A 15910-nucleotide genomic window follows, 5' to 3' on the forward strand; every position below is an offset into this window, starting at 1 on the left:
CTTTGTGTTTACTTTTTAAGTGAAATACCAAATTCATCCCAACGACCATCAACTTTTGATTTAATCTCTGGTGACATTTCAATTGGCTCGCCCCACTCTCTGTCGGTTTCACCTGCCCATTTATTAGTGGCATCTAGGCCCATTTTTGAGCCCAAACCAGATACAGGAGAAGCAAAGTCTAAATAATCTATTGGCGTATTTTCAATTAATACCGTGTCTCTTGCAGGGTCCATACGAGTCGTTATCGCCCACATTACGTCATTCCAGTCACGGGCATTCACGTCATCGTCACATACAATAACAAACTTGGTATACATGAATTGTCTTAAGAATGACCACACTCCCATCATCACGCGCTTTGCATGACCTGGATATTGTTTTTTCATTGTCACTACAGCCATTCGGTAAGAACAGCCTTCCGGCGGCAAATAAAAATCGACAATCTCAGGGAATTGCTTCTGAATTATAGGCACAAATACTTCGTTTAGAGCCACACCTAAAATTGCCGGCTCATCGGGTGGACGTCCGGTATAAGTGCTGTGGTAAATTGGATCTTTGCGATGCGTAATATGCGTAACAGTAAAAACAGGGAACGACTCTACTTCATTATAGTAACCTGTATGGTCGCCATAAGGGCCTTCCGGTGCCATTTCCTCCGGGTCTAAATAACCTTCAAGAACAAACTCTGCAGATGCAGGCACTTGTAAGTCGTTAGAAATACATTTAACCACTTCGGTTTTTTCACCACGCAATAAGCCGGCAAAACCGTATTCACTTAAAGTGTCTGGCACAGGTGTTACCGCGCCCAAAATTGTCGCTGGGTCGGCTCCAAGTGCAACGGCTACAGGGTACTTCTCACCTGGATTTGATTTTTTAAACTCTTGGAAATCTAAGGCACCACCGCGATGTGATAACCAGCGCATGATCAGTTTGTTTGGACCCAATAACTGTTGTCGATAAATACCTAGGTTTTGCCTAGGTTTATTTGGACCTTTAGTCACCGTTAAACCCCAAGTTACCAATGGAGCTACGTCACCTGGCCAGCAGCGCATAATAGGTAACTTTGTTAAATCAACATCATCGCCTGCAATAACCACTTTCTGACAAGGTGCTTTTTTAACTTCTTTAGGTGCTAAGTTAAGAACTTGTTTAAATATAGGTAACTTAGAAAAAGCATCTTTTAAACCTGCGGGAGGCTCTGGCTCTTTTAGAAAAGCTAACGTTTTACCAACTTCACGTAATGCTTCAACATTATCTTGTCCCATTCCCATAGCAACACGTTTAGGTGTGCCAAACAGATTTGCAAGTACCGGAATTGAATGCCCTTTAGGGTTTTCAAATAATAGCGCCGGCCCTTCGCCTCGCAATGTTCTATCAGCAATTTCCGTCATTTCTAGGTCAGGGTCGACCTCAGCAGTAATGCGAACTAACTCACCCTGCTCTTCTAGCTTGTCGATAAAATCTCTAAGATCTTTATATTTCATAATGAGCTAAACGTTTACCATTAATTTGAATGTAATTTTTATATACGAACTAGTAATTGTGAAAGTTTACTAATTACTATGTAACTTACTTTTAAATAACAAAAAAGCCCAATAAACATTGGGCTTTTGCACGATTTAAGCGAATAAACAACGCGCTAAAAAGTTAACTACGCGCCCTTTTGACGTTTCATTGCTTTAAAGAACTCTTCATTCGTTTTTGTCATCGCCAGACGGTCAATTAAGAATTCCATTGCTTCAACTTCTTGCATTGGATTAACAATCTTTCTTAATATCCACATTTTCTGTAGTTCGTCTTGAGAAGTCATTAGCTCTTCACGACGAGTACCAGAACGGTTGTAGTCGATAGCTGGGAATACACGACGCTCCGCAATTTTGCGGTTTAAGTGTAATTCCATGTTACCTGTACCTTTAAACTCTTCGTAGATTACTTCGTCCATCTTAGAACCTGTATCTACTAGCGCTGTAGCGATAATTGTTAAACTACCACCTTCTTCAACGTTACGAGCTGCACCAAAGAAACGCTTTGGTTTATGAAGTGCATTGGCATCAACACCACCAGTTAGTACTTTACCTGACGAAGGTATTACCGTGTTATAGGCACGAGCTAAACGAGTAATTGAGTCAAGTAAGATAACGACGTCTTTCTTGTGCTCTACTAAACGTTTTGCTTTTTCGATTACCATTTCAGCAACTTGAACGTGGCGGCTCGCTGGTTCATCAAACGTTGAGGCTACAACTTCACCTTTTACAAGACGTTGCATCTCTGTTACTTCTTCCGGACGTTCGTCAATTAGAAGTACCATTAATGTTGCTTCTGGGTGGTTCGCTGCAATTGATGTTGCAATATTCTGCATTAACATCGTTTTACCCGCTTTTGGCGGAGCAACTATCAAACCACGTTGGCCACGACCAATCGGCGCTGCTAAATCTAGAACTCGAGCTGTAATATCTTCAGTTGAACCGTTACCGCGTTCCATAGAGAAGCGTGATGTAGGGTGCAAAGGAGTTAAGTTTTCGAATAAGATTTTGTTGCGAGAGATTTCAGGTTTATCATGGTTAACTTGTTCTATTTTCAGTAACGCAAAATAGCGCTCTGAATCCTTAGGCGGTCGAATCAATCCTGAAATTGAATCACCTGTTCTAAGATTAAACCTGCGGATCTGGCTTGGCGACACATAAATGTCATCTGGACCAGCAAGGTAAGAAGAGTCTGCAGAACGCAAAAAGCCGAAGCCATCCTGTAAGATTTCTAATACTCCATCACCATAGATGGATTCACCGCTTTTGGCGTGTTTTTTCAAGATTGAAAAAATGATGTCTTGCTTGCGCAGACGCGCCATATTCTCTAAGCCCATAGACTCGGCTAATTGAACGAGTTCGCTAATTGGCTTATTTTTTAATTCACGTAAATGCATATTGAGATGTCTTTGTAATTGATAAGAAGGTTTTGAAGTTTTTGATTTAATAATTTTGGCGCGGGTTTGCGCAGACAGTAGATAAGTTAGCAGTAATTTTGACCACCGTAAAGCTTGAAGTCCCACAAACCTGCATTTTCTGCCACTTTTTTTTACGTTGGTAAGAAAATGACGCTTTTTCTACTGATTTTAAAAATTTCATTGTTCTATTTTTTATTTTCGATATTCTTTTACTTACTTAAAAACGAGCACAAGCGATCAATTCATTTAATGCGTTATTTTGTTCAGTTACTTTTTATTCTATGTTTAGCAGGGAACCTAATTGGGCCAAGTGTCTCAGTTTTGGCGAACGCCGAGAATGACAAGCAACTCATTTGTACAAAAAACGGTTTTGAATGGGTTTCAAAAACAACCGCCAACGAGTTTTACAACCAGCTTGCCATAGAAATAGGGATTGAAGCTGACGCTTTTAGCGATCTTGATCCTAAGGCCCCGCCACACCACTCCTTTTCTTCTGGTCACTGCCCACTGTGTATTTTTGAACTTGATGCACCTGCAATTGTTCATTCTAACTATCTAACCGTTCAAGCCGTTGTAGTACATCACGTTAAAATTTCAGCTACTCTTTTTGCTCAATCCTATTCAACGCAATATCTTCAGCCCGAAGGTCGAGCCCCTCCAACGCACCTTGTTTAAACAAAAATAATTAAAATTTATTAAACAAGGATTTAAAATGAAGTACAAAACTGTATTGGCTCCGTTATGCGGCCTGTTAAGCATATCTGCACCTGCTGTTGCAGAAACATCAATGGAAGTGATTGAAATAACTACAAAGAAGATCACATCTAAAACATCATCTCAACCATTAGAACAAAGTGTCACCTCTCCTGATGCTGCGGACTGGCTAACATCAGCCGCTGGTGCCGCCGCCAATAAAAATGGTGCTATTACTGGTATAGCGCAATATCGTGGTTTATTTGGCGATAGAGTTGGCGTGTCTATAGATGGCCAAACTATTGTTGGAGCGGGGCCCAACGCTATGGATGCGCCGATGAGTTATGCGAATCCGACCAACGTTGAATCCGTCACCATATACCGTGGTATTGCACCGGTTTCTGCAGGTCTAAATACCTTTGGTGGCGCAATTAAAATTAACCACCGACAAGCAAAGTTTTCTGACTCAGCGGACGCTTTATTTAGCGGTGACTTAACGACAGGTTATAAACAACAGGGTGATGCCTATTTTGTAGCGCCTACTTTAAACATCGCTAATCAAAACTTGGCCTTTTTAGTATTTGGTAACAAACAATCAGCTGATGATCAAGAAACCGCGAGTGGTTTTGATATTGTGCCTTCAAGTTATGAAAGAACTCAGTCTGGTTTTGATTTAGGTTATTTAACGGAACAAACAGAAACCCACTTTAATTTCAAAAATACGAATACTAAGCCAAGCGGCACAGCGGCATTACCAATGGATATTGATTACATAAAAACTGATCAATTTAATCTTTCAGGCGAAATTCAAAATAATGAACAAAACATAAAGTGGAATGTAAACTACACAGACGCTACGCACGGCATGGACAACTATAGCCTTCGCACTAACAAGAACCCAATGATGACAAGATACAATACCGCTGAGTCAACGTCTTTTGGTGGCCATGTATCGGTAGAAATGCCGTTTTCTTTGATAGAAAACTCAATGGTCGTTTTAGGTACTGACTGGCTATTCTCAGAACACCAAGCCGTAATTACTTCGCCAGATAACATGATGTTTAACGTGGTGAACTTTAATGATGTTACGGACGAAGTGGTTAGTGTGTTCGCGGAAGTAAAAACCGATTTAACCGACGGTCAGCTCACCTTAGGTTTAAGAGCTAAACAACATGAAAGTGATGCGGGAGACGTTAGTCACCATATGGCGATGATGAATCCTGCAATTATGATGCTTCGTGATAACTTTAACTCTGCAAATACTGATCAAACAGAAACGCTTTATGACGTATCAGCTGCCTATACGCACTTATTGTCTGAAGAGTTGTCACTACTTGTTTCAGGCGCCATAAAACAACGCGCACCGTCTTATCAAGAAAGGTACCTTTGGGTCCCAATGCAAGCCACTGGTGGTTTAGCTGATGGCCATACTTATGTAGGCAACCCTGAGCTAGAACACGAAACCGCTTATCAATTTAATCTAGGTTTAGAATATAAACTGGCTGATGTACTTATTTCACCACAGTTATTTTACCAAAATATAGACGATTATATTCAAGCGACACCGTCTACCAATATGCAAGCGAATATGGTTGCAACTATGATGACGGGAAGCGCGCCAATGCAGTTCGCTAATGTTGAAGCATCACTTTATGGGGCTGACGTTATTGCACAATGGGCAGTTAATGACGACCTATACTTGGATGGCTCAATTAGCATGGTTCGTGGTGAACGTGACGATATCGATGATGACTTATATCGAATTAGCGCAGATACATTAAGACTTTCAGCTAGCTATCTGTTGAATGATTGGTTGTTTAAAGTCACCGAACAATTAACGGCAAGCCAAGATAGAGTCTCTGCTATTAACAACGAGTCAAAAACATCGGGTTACGGCACAACTGATATCTCTGCATTTTATGCGCAGAAAGATTGGTCTGTCACCATTGGAATTTCAAACTTGTTTGATAAGTCATATACCAGTCATTTAGCTGGTCGTTACAGACCAATGACAATGAACAGCAGCATGGACTCAAGCATGGATATGGGAAGCTCTATGGATATGGGCAGCAGCATGGAAATGGATAACAATATGAGTAGCTTACAAACGGGTGATAAAATCCCGGCGATTGGACGAAATATTTATATCTCGGGTTCCATTGCTTTCTAAGTTATTAATCTTGTAACAAAGTGTGCTTTAAAGTGGTTAACTAACGCTTTAAAGCACTTATCTCATCTGACCTCACTATTTATTCCCTTTTTCTAATATTTATGTTTGATTTATGAATATAAATTGAGTAGCTTTAAGTTGCCGATATAAATTCGTTATCAAAAATATAAAAGGTTATCTGATGTTACATGACCCGGTTACGCAAGCTACACTGATTTTTTTTGAAGATGGCGCTCTCGATCTGCGTCACGAAACACATAACTTCAACAAAAATCAAAACGGCCGTATTGTTATACCTGAGGAATTGAAACAAGGACGCTCTATTATCGCAGTATGCGATGGTCAGGTAGATATTTTAAATAGTATTGGGGATAGGATTGTCCCGTTTGAAGGTGTTGCGTAGAGCTGTTGTGTAGAAATGTTGCTTAGAGATGTATCGAAGGTAATGTCGCTATGACGTTGCAAATATAGTCTCTACTCAAGCTATAAAAGTAAAAAAGCCACTTTAGATAAGTGGCTTTTTTGTGTCTTAATAAAAGACCAACTTTAACGCAATTAACGTAAAGTAACGTACTCTTCCGCTGATGTTGGGTGAATGGCGACACAAGCGTCAAAATCTGCTTTTGTTGCACCCATTTTAATTGCCACGCCAAAGCCTTGTAGGATTTCATCCATGCCAAGACCAATACCATGAATACCAACAACAAGCTCATTGTCGCCAGCGCAAATTAGTTTCATTTTAGTCATCTGGCGGTGTTCTGTTAATGCCGTATACATAGCGGCAAAGCTTGAGTTGTATACTTTTACATTGTCTTTGCCGTATTGAACAATAGCCTGCTCTTCCGTTAGACCCATTGTTCCAATTGCTGGGTGACTGAATACAACGGTTGGGATATTAGTGTAATCCATCACAACGTCGGTAATATTATTGAACAAACGCTCTGCTAAAATACGACCAGACTTAACCGCAACCGGTGTTAATTCAACCTTACCTATGATATCGCCCAATGCGTAAACGCCTGGAACGTTAGTTTCATGATGCTCATCAACTGGAATGTAACCCCATTCATCACGTTTAACACCTGACGCTTCAATATTGATATTGTCAGTACTTGGCGTACGACCAATCGCCCAAATTACACAATCAGTTTCTACTTGAGTGCCGTTTTCAAATTCAAGCACTAAGCTACCATCTGCCTGTTTTACAACTCGTTTAGGCACGCTATGTGTTAATAATTCAATACCATCTTCAGCCATCATTTCTACTAGTGTTTCAGAAATCATAGTATCGAAATTACGTAAAGGTGCGTGTTTACGAACCGCTAATTTAGTTTCTGTACCTAGGCTATTTAATACGCCCGCCAATTCAACAGCAATATAACCTGCACCTACAACAACCGTTCTTTTGGGTTGTTCGTTTAGATCAAAAAAGCCATCAGAATCAATACCTAAATCAGCACCTTCAATCTCTGGCCAAGTAGGACGACCGCCCGTGGCAATCGTAATATGATCAGCGGTATATTGCTTGCCATCTACTTCTATTGTTTTTGCATCAACAAACTTAGCAAAGCCGTTAATAACGGTAACGTCGTTATTTCCTAATACGCGATCGTAAGAGCCATGAATTCTTTTGATATAAGCTTCGCGGCTAGCAACAAGCTTGCTCCAATCAAATTTATTAACCGTTACATCAAAACCATAGTCTGGGCTATATTTATGAATAGCCTCAGCAACTTGTGCGCCAAACCACATGGCTTTTTTAGGTACACAACCTACGTTTACGCAAGTACCGCCCATTGCTTTCGCTTCTACTAGTGCTACTTTAGCGCCGCGCATTGCTGCTCTGTTCGCCGATGCAATACCACCGCTTCCGCCACCAATGGCAATATAGTCAAAATGAGTTGTCATAAATCTGATCCTGTAAAATTACTATCCCGTAAGGATATGGGCTACGATGAATAAAACCAAATAGAAATATTAGATAATCACCATCGGTATTTTTATTCTAATACAAAACCTTGTAAAACAGGGTTGTCGCACCTATTTATTAACTAATTATTTTAATCACCGCTGACAAGGTCGTTTATGTCTGAATCTAACAACCCATTATTATCTGATTTTCAATTGCCGCCATTCTCAAAAATTAAGCCGGAGCATGTTAAACCGGCTGTTGAGGCGTTGATTAAAGAGTGCAAAGAAGCCATTAACAAAGCCGTTTCTGAAGCAGAACCAACTTGGAAAACCTTAGTAGAAGACGTTGAAAAGGCAGACAATAAACTATCCAAAGCCTGGTCACCTGTTTCTCACATGAACTCAGTGGTAAGTACTGACGAAATGCGTGACGCGTACGAATCTTGTCTTCCTATTTTAAGTGAATACGGTACTTGGGTTGGCCAGCATGCTGAACTATTTAAAGCGTACGAGAAACCTAAGTAAATCAAGCCAGTTTGATTCTCTTAATGCCGCTCAGCAAAAAGTCATCACAAATGCACTTCGTGATTTCAAATTATCAGGTATCGATTTACCACCAGAGCAGCAAAAACGATATGGCGAAATTCAAAGCCGCCTTTCAGATTTAAGCTCACAGTTTAGTAATAATGTTTTAGATGCTACGCATGCATGGCAGAAAGTCATCACAGATGAATCTGAATTAGCCGGCCTACCTGAGTCAGCGATTGCCGCCGCTAAGCAAACGGCTGAAATGAAAGAGCTTGACGGTTACCTGTTTACGCTAGACTTCCCAAGCTACTTGCCAGTGATGACTTACTCTGATAACGCGTCTTTACGCCAAGAAATGTACACCGCATTTACCACTAGAGCGTCTGAAGAAGGCCCGAATGCAGGTGAATTTAATAACACCGATATAATGGAAGAGATCATGGCACTTCGTCATGAGGTCTCTAATTTACTTGGCTTTGATAGTTATGCTGACAAGTCTGTTGCAACAAAAATGGCGTCATCGCCTGAGCAAGTAACTGAGTTTTTAACGCAACTTGCAGAAAAATCGGTCCCTCAGGCCAAACAAGAAGTGGCTGAGCTTAAAGCGTTCGCTAAAGATGAACATGGTGTTTCAGACCTAAATCCTTGGGATTACACTTACTACGGTGAGAAGTTAAAACAAGCTAAATACTCTATTTCAGACGAACAGTTACGTCCTTATTTCCCAGCTGAAACCGTTGTAAATGGCCTGTTTAAAACCGTAGAACGTTTGTTTGGCATTACCGTTAAAAAGCACGCAGAAACCGTTGATACTTGGCATAAAGACGTTCAGTTTTTTGATATTTACGATCAAGAAAGTGAATACCGTGGTAGCTTTTTCTTAGACTTATATGCTCGCGAGAAAAAACGTGGTGGTGCTTGGATGGACGATTGCCAAGGCCGAATTAAGTTTTCCACTGGTGAACTACAAACCCCAATTGCTTATTTAACGTGTAACTTTAATCAGCCTATTGGTGACCAACCTGCCCTATTTACTCACGATGAAGTAGTTACTTTGTTCCACGAATTTGGACATGGTATTCACCATATGCTTACGCAAGTTGACGAAGCTGCGGTTTCTGGAATAAATGGTGTAGCTTGGGATGCTGTTGAATTACCAAGTCAGTTTTTAGAAAACTGGTGTTATGAAGAAGAGGCGTTATCGTTTATTTCTGGCCACTTTGAGACGAACGAACCTTTACCTAAAGATTTGTTAGACAAAATGCTAGCGGCTAAAAACTTCCAATCAGCGATGATGATGGTTCGCCAATTAGAATTCAGCCTGTTTGACTTCAGAATTCACGCAGAATACAAACCTGAGACTGGCGCTCGTATTCAGGAAATTTTAGATGATGTTAGAACGACAGTGTCTGTTATTACGCCTCCGTCATTTAACCGCTTCCAACATAGCTTTGGACACATCTTTGCAGGTGGCTACGCCGCTGGTTATTACAGCTACAAGTGGGCTGAAGTATTATCAGCCGATGCCTTTTCTAAATTTGAAGAAGACGGTATCTTTAACTCCACAACAGGTCACTCGTTCTTAACTAATATTTTAGAGCGTGGTGGAAGCCAAGAGCCAATGGAGCTATTCAAAGCCTTCAGAGGTCGTGAGCCAGAAATTGATGCTCTGCTTCGTCACTCTGGTATTGCAGCCTAAAGTTTTAAACATTTAAAGGCTTCGCCGCGTATTGGTTTTTTCGTAAGCCAAGCGCGGCTTTTTAGTAATAAGTCATCGAGAATAAAATATGAGTATTAAAAACCTCGAGCCGTTTCGAGATATATTAAACCGAGCGATTGAACGCAAAGGCAGTAAAAGCATTGTTTTTGCAATGGCCGGTGTCAATGAGCCTAAGCCTGATTTAGCACAAATCTCTGATGACAGATGGTTAGCTCAGTTTAGTAAACAAATTTTTCAAAGTGGGTTTGTTTGGCGCGTTGTGGAACAAAAATGGCCTGGTTTTGAGGAAGTGTTTTTTAGTTTTGATATTGAAAAAATACTGATGATGCCTGACGAAATGTGGGAAGCAAAATGCAAAGACGAGCGCATTATTCGTAATGGCAAAAAAGTGATGTGTATAAAAGACAACGCTCAAATGATTTACGAAGTATCTGAAGAGCATGGTTCTTTTGGTCAGTTCATCGCTAATTGGCCTAAAGACGACGTGATTGGACTTTGGGCTCATTTAAAAAAGCATGGCGCTCGACTCGGCGGTAATACCGGCCCATATGCTCTTCGATTTTTAGGCGTAGATACTTTTCTACTAAGTCGTGACAACGAGGCTTACTTTAGAGCTTATAAACTCATTGATGGCGGCCTGAATACTAAAAAGAGCCAAACTATGATCCAAGACTGTTTTAAACAATGGCATGACGAAACTGGGTTTGGTTATTCGGCATTAAGTCGTATTTTGTCATTCTCAGTTGGCGACAACGTAGTAGGTATGCGATGAGTGAACAAAGCTCCACTTTGAAGTTTTTCCAATGGCAACAAGCGCCGTTAAGCATTATCGAATTAACTGAAAAATTTGATTGGCAGCAAGTTAACCACCAACCAACTGATGAACTTCATGCGCTTTTTGAAGACGACCAACTTAAGCTCACCATTGATGGCAAAACTAAAATTTCTGTGGACTTTGCCGGCGGCGCTAATGCCCACAGGCAAAAGTTTGGAGGCGGAAAAGGTCAAGCCGTCGCTAAGGCGGTTGGATTAAACAAAGGCGCAACGCCAACGGTACTAGATGCAACCGCCGGTATGGGTAAAGATGCATTTGTATTGGCCTCACTAGGTTGCAAGATGACCTTAGTTGAACGCCAAGTGCCTGTCTATTTAATGCTTGAAGACGGCTTTAGACGTGCATTGCAAAGTGAAGAGTTACCTTGGTTTAGTGAACGCATGACCGTCATTAACAACTCCTCTCAAAACGCGTTACAAACAGCCATAGACAATAAAGATGAATACGATGTGGTTTATCTTGATCCTATGTTTCCGCACCGAGAAAAGTCAGCCGCGGTCAAAAAAGACATGGCCATTTTTCAACAGTTTGTAGGCACAGACAACGATGCCGATGAATTACTGCCATTAGCCATGCAAGTGGCAACAAAAAGAGTTGTTGTGAAACGACCTGACTATGCTCCGTTTTTAAATGGGCAAACGCCAAGTACTCAAATTAAGACTAAAAAAAATCGTTTTGATGTTTATGTCAAAGCGGCCATGAAATAGATGCGGCGATAACAAACCGTACCTAACAAAAGTATTGAAAAACAGGATTAAATTATGATTAAAGTAAATGAAGCATTACCAAACGTAGATTTTCAATTTCGCAAAGACGGCTCAACAGTAACAACCAATACAGCGGAGTTATTCGCAAATAAAAAGGTCGTGCTTTTTGCTGTACCAGGCGCGTTTACACCCACTTGTTCAGAAGCACATGTGCCAGGTTATGTTGCTTTAGCGGATAAAATTAAAGCAAAAGGCGTTGATACTATTATTTGTATTTCCGTCAACGATGCCTTTGTGATGGACGCTTGGGGTAAGTCTCAAAATGCTGACGAGCTAATTATGCTTGCTGATGGCGGCGCGGATTTTCATAACCAAACGGGCCTAAGTAAAGATACCGGCTTATTTGGTGGCACTCGTGCTCTTCGCTATTCAATGTTAGTTGAGAATGGTGTGGTGACTCAATTAAATGTAGAAGCGCCACAAGAGTTTAAACTCAGTGACGCTGAAACTATGTTGTCGCAGCTCTAATTAGGCTCTTTTTTATTTCGACCATTCAGCAGGTTTGTTAACCACATGCCTGCTAATACCGCTGCAAAAAATATAATAAAGTCTGGTTTTAATGTAACTAACTGAACTAGCCCAGGGCCAGGACAAATACCACTTAAGCCCCAACCTAAACCAAACAATACTGATCCTAAAATTAAGCGTAAATCCACCAGCTTAAAGTCACTGAGTGTAAAGCTATTTGCCAGCAAAGGCGCAGAACGTTTAGAAGTCCAACGCCACACAATCATCATAATTCCCATGGCCACTGCCATAACAAAAATTAGGCTTGCATCCCACTTTTCGCCTACGGTTAAAAAGTTAATCACCTTCGCGGGGTTGGTCATTTGGCTAATGATAAGACCAAGTCCAAAAATTATACCCACCACTAAAGTTAAAGAAAAAGTAACGACTTTGTTTTTCATCTCATCACTCCTTAACCTAACCAGTACATGGCATTGGCTGTTACAAACGCAATAACCATAAAAGTAATAGTGGCGACCCATGAACGAGCTGAAAATCGAGACATGCCACACACGCCATGACCACTAGTACAGCCGTTTGCCAGTGACGTACCTACGCCAACGAGTAAGCCCGCAACTACAATTAACCACAGCGGTAAATCCAGCTCGCCAACAAGAAGTTCAGGCTGAACAAGCTGCACAATAACACCCGCGATTAGTAAGCCAGCAACAAACACTAATTTCCAACCTGCTCCTTTTTGAAGCGGGTTTAATAAAGATTGTACTGCTCCAGATATGCCCGCCACTTTGCCAAATACCATTAACAAAATAGCGCTCGCGATGCCAATAAGCGCGCCACCAACGGACGCACTAATAGGAGTAAATTCTGTAAGCACGTTTAAAACGCCCACTCAAATGAAGCAGCAAAACCACTTTGGCTCATTTCAAGCGTTATGTCTTGATTAGGCGCTAGCATATTACTTCCAGTCACTGATTTTGATGGTGAGTAAAAGGCCATTAAGCTCAATTTAGTATTATCACCTACCGACTGAGTTAACCCGGCCGTGTAATGCCACTCTTGAACGCCAGGCGCCAAAATATTAAATAATGTTTGAGTTGAAGGAATAGGTTGTTCGCCATAGGAAACGCCTAATCGCAGTTTTTGCTCTGCTGTGCGCTGCCATTGCCAACCAAACTTAACCACTGACATGTCTTCCCAGCCAAAACCAGCGCCGTTATCTGCACCCAAAGGCGCAACCATTAAGTTGCTTAGTGGGTTCGCAATGCTATTTACTTCAGCGTAATTAATTTTCTGCCAATCTAACAAAAACTGATGTTCCGCAGACGCTTGCCACGCAACACCAACTTGCAGTGAACTTGGTAAGTCAAAACCACCTTGTTCTGCAAACAAGCCAGCATATTTATCAAATTCATCCATAGATACCGACGAACGGTAGCTAAAACCAACACGTAACGGCTCTGATATTTGATGTTGAATACCTACTTGAAGGCCCAAACCTGTAGTAGTGTCTGTACCTTGGTTTGACAGATTCTCAGGCGATGATGAAAAGCCGCCAAAACTCGCTAAACCCGTTGCCTTAAATTGCTGAACCACAAGCAAAGGTGCAAAACCAACTTGTGTTGATTCAGACACTTTATAACTGAAGGTTGGGCTGATGAATAACTGCTTAAGATCAACACCGGTTTTACCTGCGTAAAAAGTACCTTGTTCGGCAGCCTGCGCAGCGTACTCTGTATTCATGCCGCCATTCGCATAAACGACAAGACCTGCATTCCACTTGTCGTTAAGCTTTTTACCAATCGCAAATTCAGGGATCACAAAAAGAGAATTACCGCTTTTTTTACCTGGTGACTGAAGATAAAAGCCTTCCGGTGCATAAAAGTCAGGTTGGGAAATACGATATTCACGATCAGGAGAAAAAAGCTCAGCGCCTACAATAATGCCCGTTTTACCGTTTAAGTAATCTAGGTTTAATGCGGCAGGGTTTGTAGCGGCAGACATTAAGTCTTCCGAGATGGCAACGCCTGCACCAGCCATACCTTTATGGCTAGTTCCATAACCATGAGTAAAGTAACCATTGGTTGCACTGGCAACAGGTGACACAGCAACACTGGCTGCTATTACACTTAATACAAATTGCTTTTTCATTTATAAAACCTTGAATAAATATTATGGGCGAATACTAGTCAAGGTTTGTTATTTCAAAAAAGAATTTAAAAAGATTATATATACCGAAAGTGAATAAAGAAGTTAGCTTATCAGCAGCAAACCTCTTCACTTCAAACACTTAATCTTAGGTACAAGTTAGCCGTTATTTATAATCGATGAATTAATTAAAAACTCAAATAACTGTAAAAACGGATTTCTTACTGATTTAAAGCGTCACTTTTAGTTTCTTCATATTGCGATAACTCGAATAGCTGTACACCACTAACGCAGCCCAAATAAATCCAAAGGTGACCCAACGTTCTTGGTCAAACTGTTCGTGGTAATAGAAAACGGCAAACATAAACATTATGCTTGGGCCAATGTATTGGAAAAAGCCTAAGGTTGAGTATTCAAGTCTGCGAGCCGCTTCTACAAAGCACAGTAACGGCGCTGTGGTTACGAGCCCTGCTCCAATAATTAACGCATTTAAATACCAGCTATTTTCTAACAAATTAGCCGCTGGACTGTCCGCAAAACCATACCAATACACAATCGCTGGCAATATCAAAACAAGTGACTCGATTAATAGCCCAGGCATTGCGTCTACCGCTGCTAACTTTCTTATTAGCCCGTATATTGCAAAACTAATAGCCAAGCTAAACGCAATTATAGGGAATGAGCCAAAGGTAACCACTTGAATCATTACACCAACGACAGCAAGTGCGACGGCCGCATATTGTAATTTGGACAGCCGCTCTTTTAAGAATAAGGTGCCTAAGGCGATATTAAGAAGTGGATTAATGTAATAACCTAAACTTGCATCCAGAATATGGTCATTGTTAATCGACCAAATAAATAACCACCAGTTAAAGCCCAGCAATGTGGCACTAATGACAAGGACCAGCAGGGTTTTAGGATCAGTTAGTATTGCCTTAACTTTGTGTAAATTTTTACGAAGACCAATGATCACAACGAGCAGTAATGCAGACCAAATCACGCGGTGCGCAAGAATTTCCAACGACGGCATAAACTGTAGTTGTTTAAAAAACAGCGGCGCTAGGCCCCACATGACAAATGCAAAAACTGCGTAAATCATGCCGTGTTTGGTTTCTAATTTCATTTAGTGATCTCTAATTTAGGTAATAGCGAGTTAAGCAATAACGATTTATTTAACATAGACCTAGGTAGTAATACCATAGGAGCAAGCTGTTAATTAAAATAAGTTAAGTTGGGTTAAGTACAATTGGATTAAGTATAGGTGGATTAACCAACTAGGTAAGTTCCTGTTCCAAAGGCAATTTGATCGCCTTTATTATTGTGTAGTTCCATACGGCAAACACAAACCCGACTCCCTGAACGAATTAGTTTAGCCGACGCAATAAATTCATCTCCTCGTCCTGGCCTTAAATAGTCAGTTCGTAAATCGATGGTGCCTACACGTTTTGTAAATTCAACTAGTTGCTCTTGGTTAACAATGTCCATATTGTCCAGTCGGCTATAAATGGCGAGTATGCCACCTACCGTATCTAACGCAGTTGCTGTTACACCGCCATGCAAGATTTTTTGCATTGGATTGCCCATTAGCTTGTCGTCCCAAGCAAATCTAATTTCCGCTTTGTCTGACTCACAAATAGTGATGTTCAAGCCCAAATTTTTATTAAAGTTCAAGCTATTAAAAACACTCGTTAACCAAAGTTGAATTTCTTGTTTAGATAACATACTTTTCCCT

The 15910-nt window shown here is 40.9% G+C and carries 14 protein-coding genes and 1 pseudogene; 7 read left to right on the plus strand and 8 right to left on the minus strand.

Annotated features, from left to right (window positions below; genetic code table 11):
* Window positions 1-8: 8 nt before the first annotated feature.
* Window positions 9-1484 (minus strand): 4-hydroxy-3-polyprenylbenzoate decarboxylase, encoded by a 1476-nt coding sequence (gene ubiD / locus GNP35_RS12965; RefSeq protein WP_155696509.1) that lies wholly within the window; start codon window positions 1482-1484, stop codon window positions 9-11.
* A gap of 167 nt (window positions 1485-1651) precedes the next feature.
* A complete protein-coding gene (rho, locus tag GNP35_RS12970; protein WP_155696510.1) occupies window positions 1652-2920 on the minus strand; it encodes a transcription termination factor Rho in 1269 nt (422 codons plus the stop codon).
* Between the two features lie 342 nt (window positions 2921-3262).
* On the opposite strand from rho, the gene GNP35_RS12975 reads away from it, so the two are divergent.
* The 3 genes from GNP35_RS12975 to GNP35_RS12985 all read left to right on the plus strand — a co-directional run bounded on the left by GNP35_RS12975 (window position 3263) and on the right by GNP35_RS12985 (window position 6207).
* Window positions 3263-3616 (plus strand): hypothetical protein, encoded by a 354-nt coding sequence (locus tag GNP35_RS12975; protein WP_155696511.1) that lies wholly within the window; start codon window positions 3263-3265, stop codon window positions 3614-3616.
* 37 nt (window positions 3617-3653) lie between these two features.
* Window positions 3654-5804: a TonB-dependent receptor gene (locus tag GNP35_RS12980; protein ID WP_155696512.1), complete on the plus strand. Its 2151-nt coding sequence runs from the start codon at window positions 3654-3656 to the stop codon at window positions 5802-5804.
* A 181-nt stretch (window positions 5805-5985) separates the two neighbouring features.
* Window positions 5986-6207, plus strand: a complete 222-nt coding sequence (locus GNP35_RS12985) for a TIGR02922 family protein (protein ID WP_155696513.1) — start codon at window positions 5986-5988, stop codon at window positions 6205-6207.
* Between the two features lie 152 nt (window positions 6208-6359).
* Here the strand turns inward: GNP35_RS12985 and gorA are convergent, their stop codons facing one another.
* Window positions 6360-7712: a glutathione-disulfide reductase gene (gene gorA / locus GNP35_RS12990; RefSeq protein WP_155696514.1), complete on the minus strand. Its 1353-nt coding sequence runs from the start codon at window positions 7710-7712 to the stop codon at window positions 6360-6362.
* Between the two features lie 177 nt (window positions 7713-7889).
* Between gorA and prlC the strand changes: the two are divergent.
* The 4 genes and pseudogenes from prlC to GNP35_RS13010 all read left to right on the plus strand — a co-directional run bounded on the left by prlC (window position 7890) and on the right by GNP35_RS13010 (window position 12033).
* Window positions 7890-9942: pseudogene (prlC, locus tag GNP35_RS12995) on the plus strand (oligopeptidase A).
* Window positions 9943-10030: 88 nt separating this feature from the next.
* Window positions 10031-10735, plus strand: coding sequence for a DNA-3-methyladenine glycosylase I (locus tag GNP35_RS13000; protein WP_155696515.1), 705 nt, complete (start codon window positions 10031-10033; stop codon window positions 10733-10735).
* Window positions 10732-11505, plus strand: coding sequence for a class I SAM-dependent methyltransferase (locus GNP35_RS13005; protein WP_155696516.1), 774 nt, complete (start codon window positions 10732-10734; stop codon window positions 11503-11505). The genes GNP35_RS13000 and GNP35_RS13005 overlap by 4 nt, the downstream gene beginning before the upstream one ends.
* Window positions 11506-11559: 54 nt before the next feature.
* Complete coding sequence (locus tag GNP35_RS13010) at window positions 11560-12033, plus strand: peroxiredoxin (protein WP_155696517.1); 474 nt, start codon at window positions 11560-11562, stop codon at window positions 12031-12033.
* On the opposite strand, the gene GNP35_RS13015 is transcribed toward GNP35_RS13010, so the two are convergent.
* The 5 genes from GNP35_RS13015 to GNP35_RS13035 form a co-directional block, all read right to left on the minus strand.
* Window positions 12030-12473: a DUF6691 family protein gene (locus tag GNP35_RS13015; protein WP_155696518.1), complete on the minus strand. Its 444-nt coding sequence runs from the start codon at window positions 12471-12473 to the stop codon at window positions 12030-12032. The genes GNP35_RS13010 and GNP35_RS13015 overlap by 4 nt on opposite strands.
* Before the next feature lie 11 nt (window positions 12474-12484).
* Entirely contained in the window at window positions 12485-12907 is a 423-nt protein-coding gene (locus GNP35_RS13020; protein WP_330997816.1) for a YeeE/YedE family protein, read from the minus strand.
* A gap of 2 nt (window positions 12908-12909) precedes the next feature.
* Window positions 12910-14181 carry an OmpP1/FadL family transporter gene (locus tag GNP35_RS13025; protein WP_155696520.1) on the minus strand — a complete coding sequence of 424 codons (1272 nt, stop codon included), beginning with the start codon at window positions 14179-14181 and terminating at the stop codon, window positions 12910-12912.
* A gap of 226 nt (window positions 14182-14407) precedes the next feature.
* Window positions 14408-15301, minus strand: coding sequence for an EamA family transporter RarD (gene rarD / locus GNP35_RS13030; protein WP_155696522.1), 894 nt, complete (start codon window positions 15299-15301; stop codon window positions 14408-14410).
* A gap of 143 nt (window positions 15302-15444) precedes the next feature.
* Window positions 15445-15900 carry a thioesterase family protein gene (locus GNP35_RS13035; RefSeq protein ID WP_155696524.1) on the minus strand — a complete coding sequence of 152 codons (456 nt, stop codon included), beginning with the start codon at window positions 15898-15900 and terminating at the stop codon, window positions 15445-15447.
* Between the last annotated feature and the right edge of the window lie 10 nt (window positions 15901-15910).

Source organism: Psychrosphaera haliotis (assembly GCF_009728465.1).
GTDB classification, from domain to species: Bacteria; Pseudomonadota; Gammaproteobacteria; order Enterobacterales; family Alteromonadaceae; genus Psychrosphaera; species Psychrosphaera haliotis.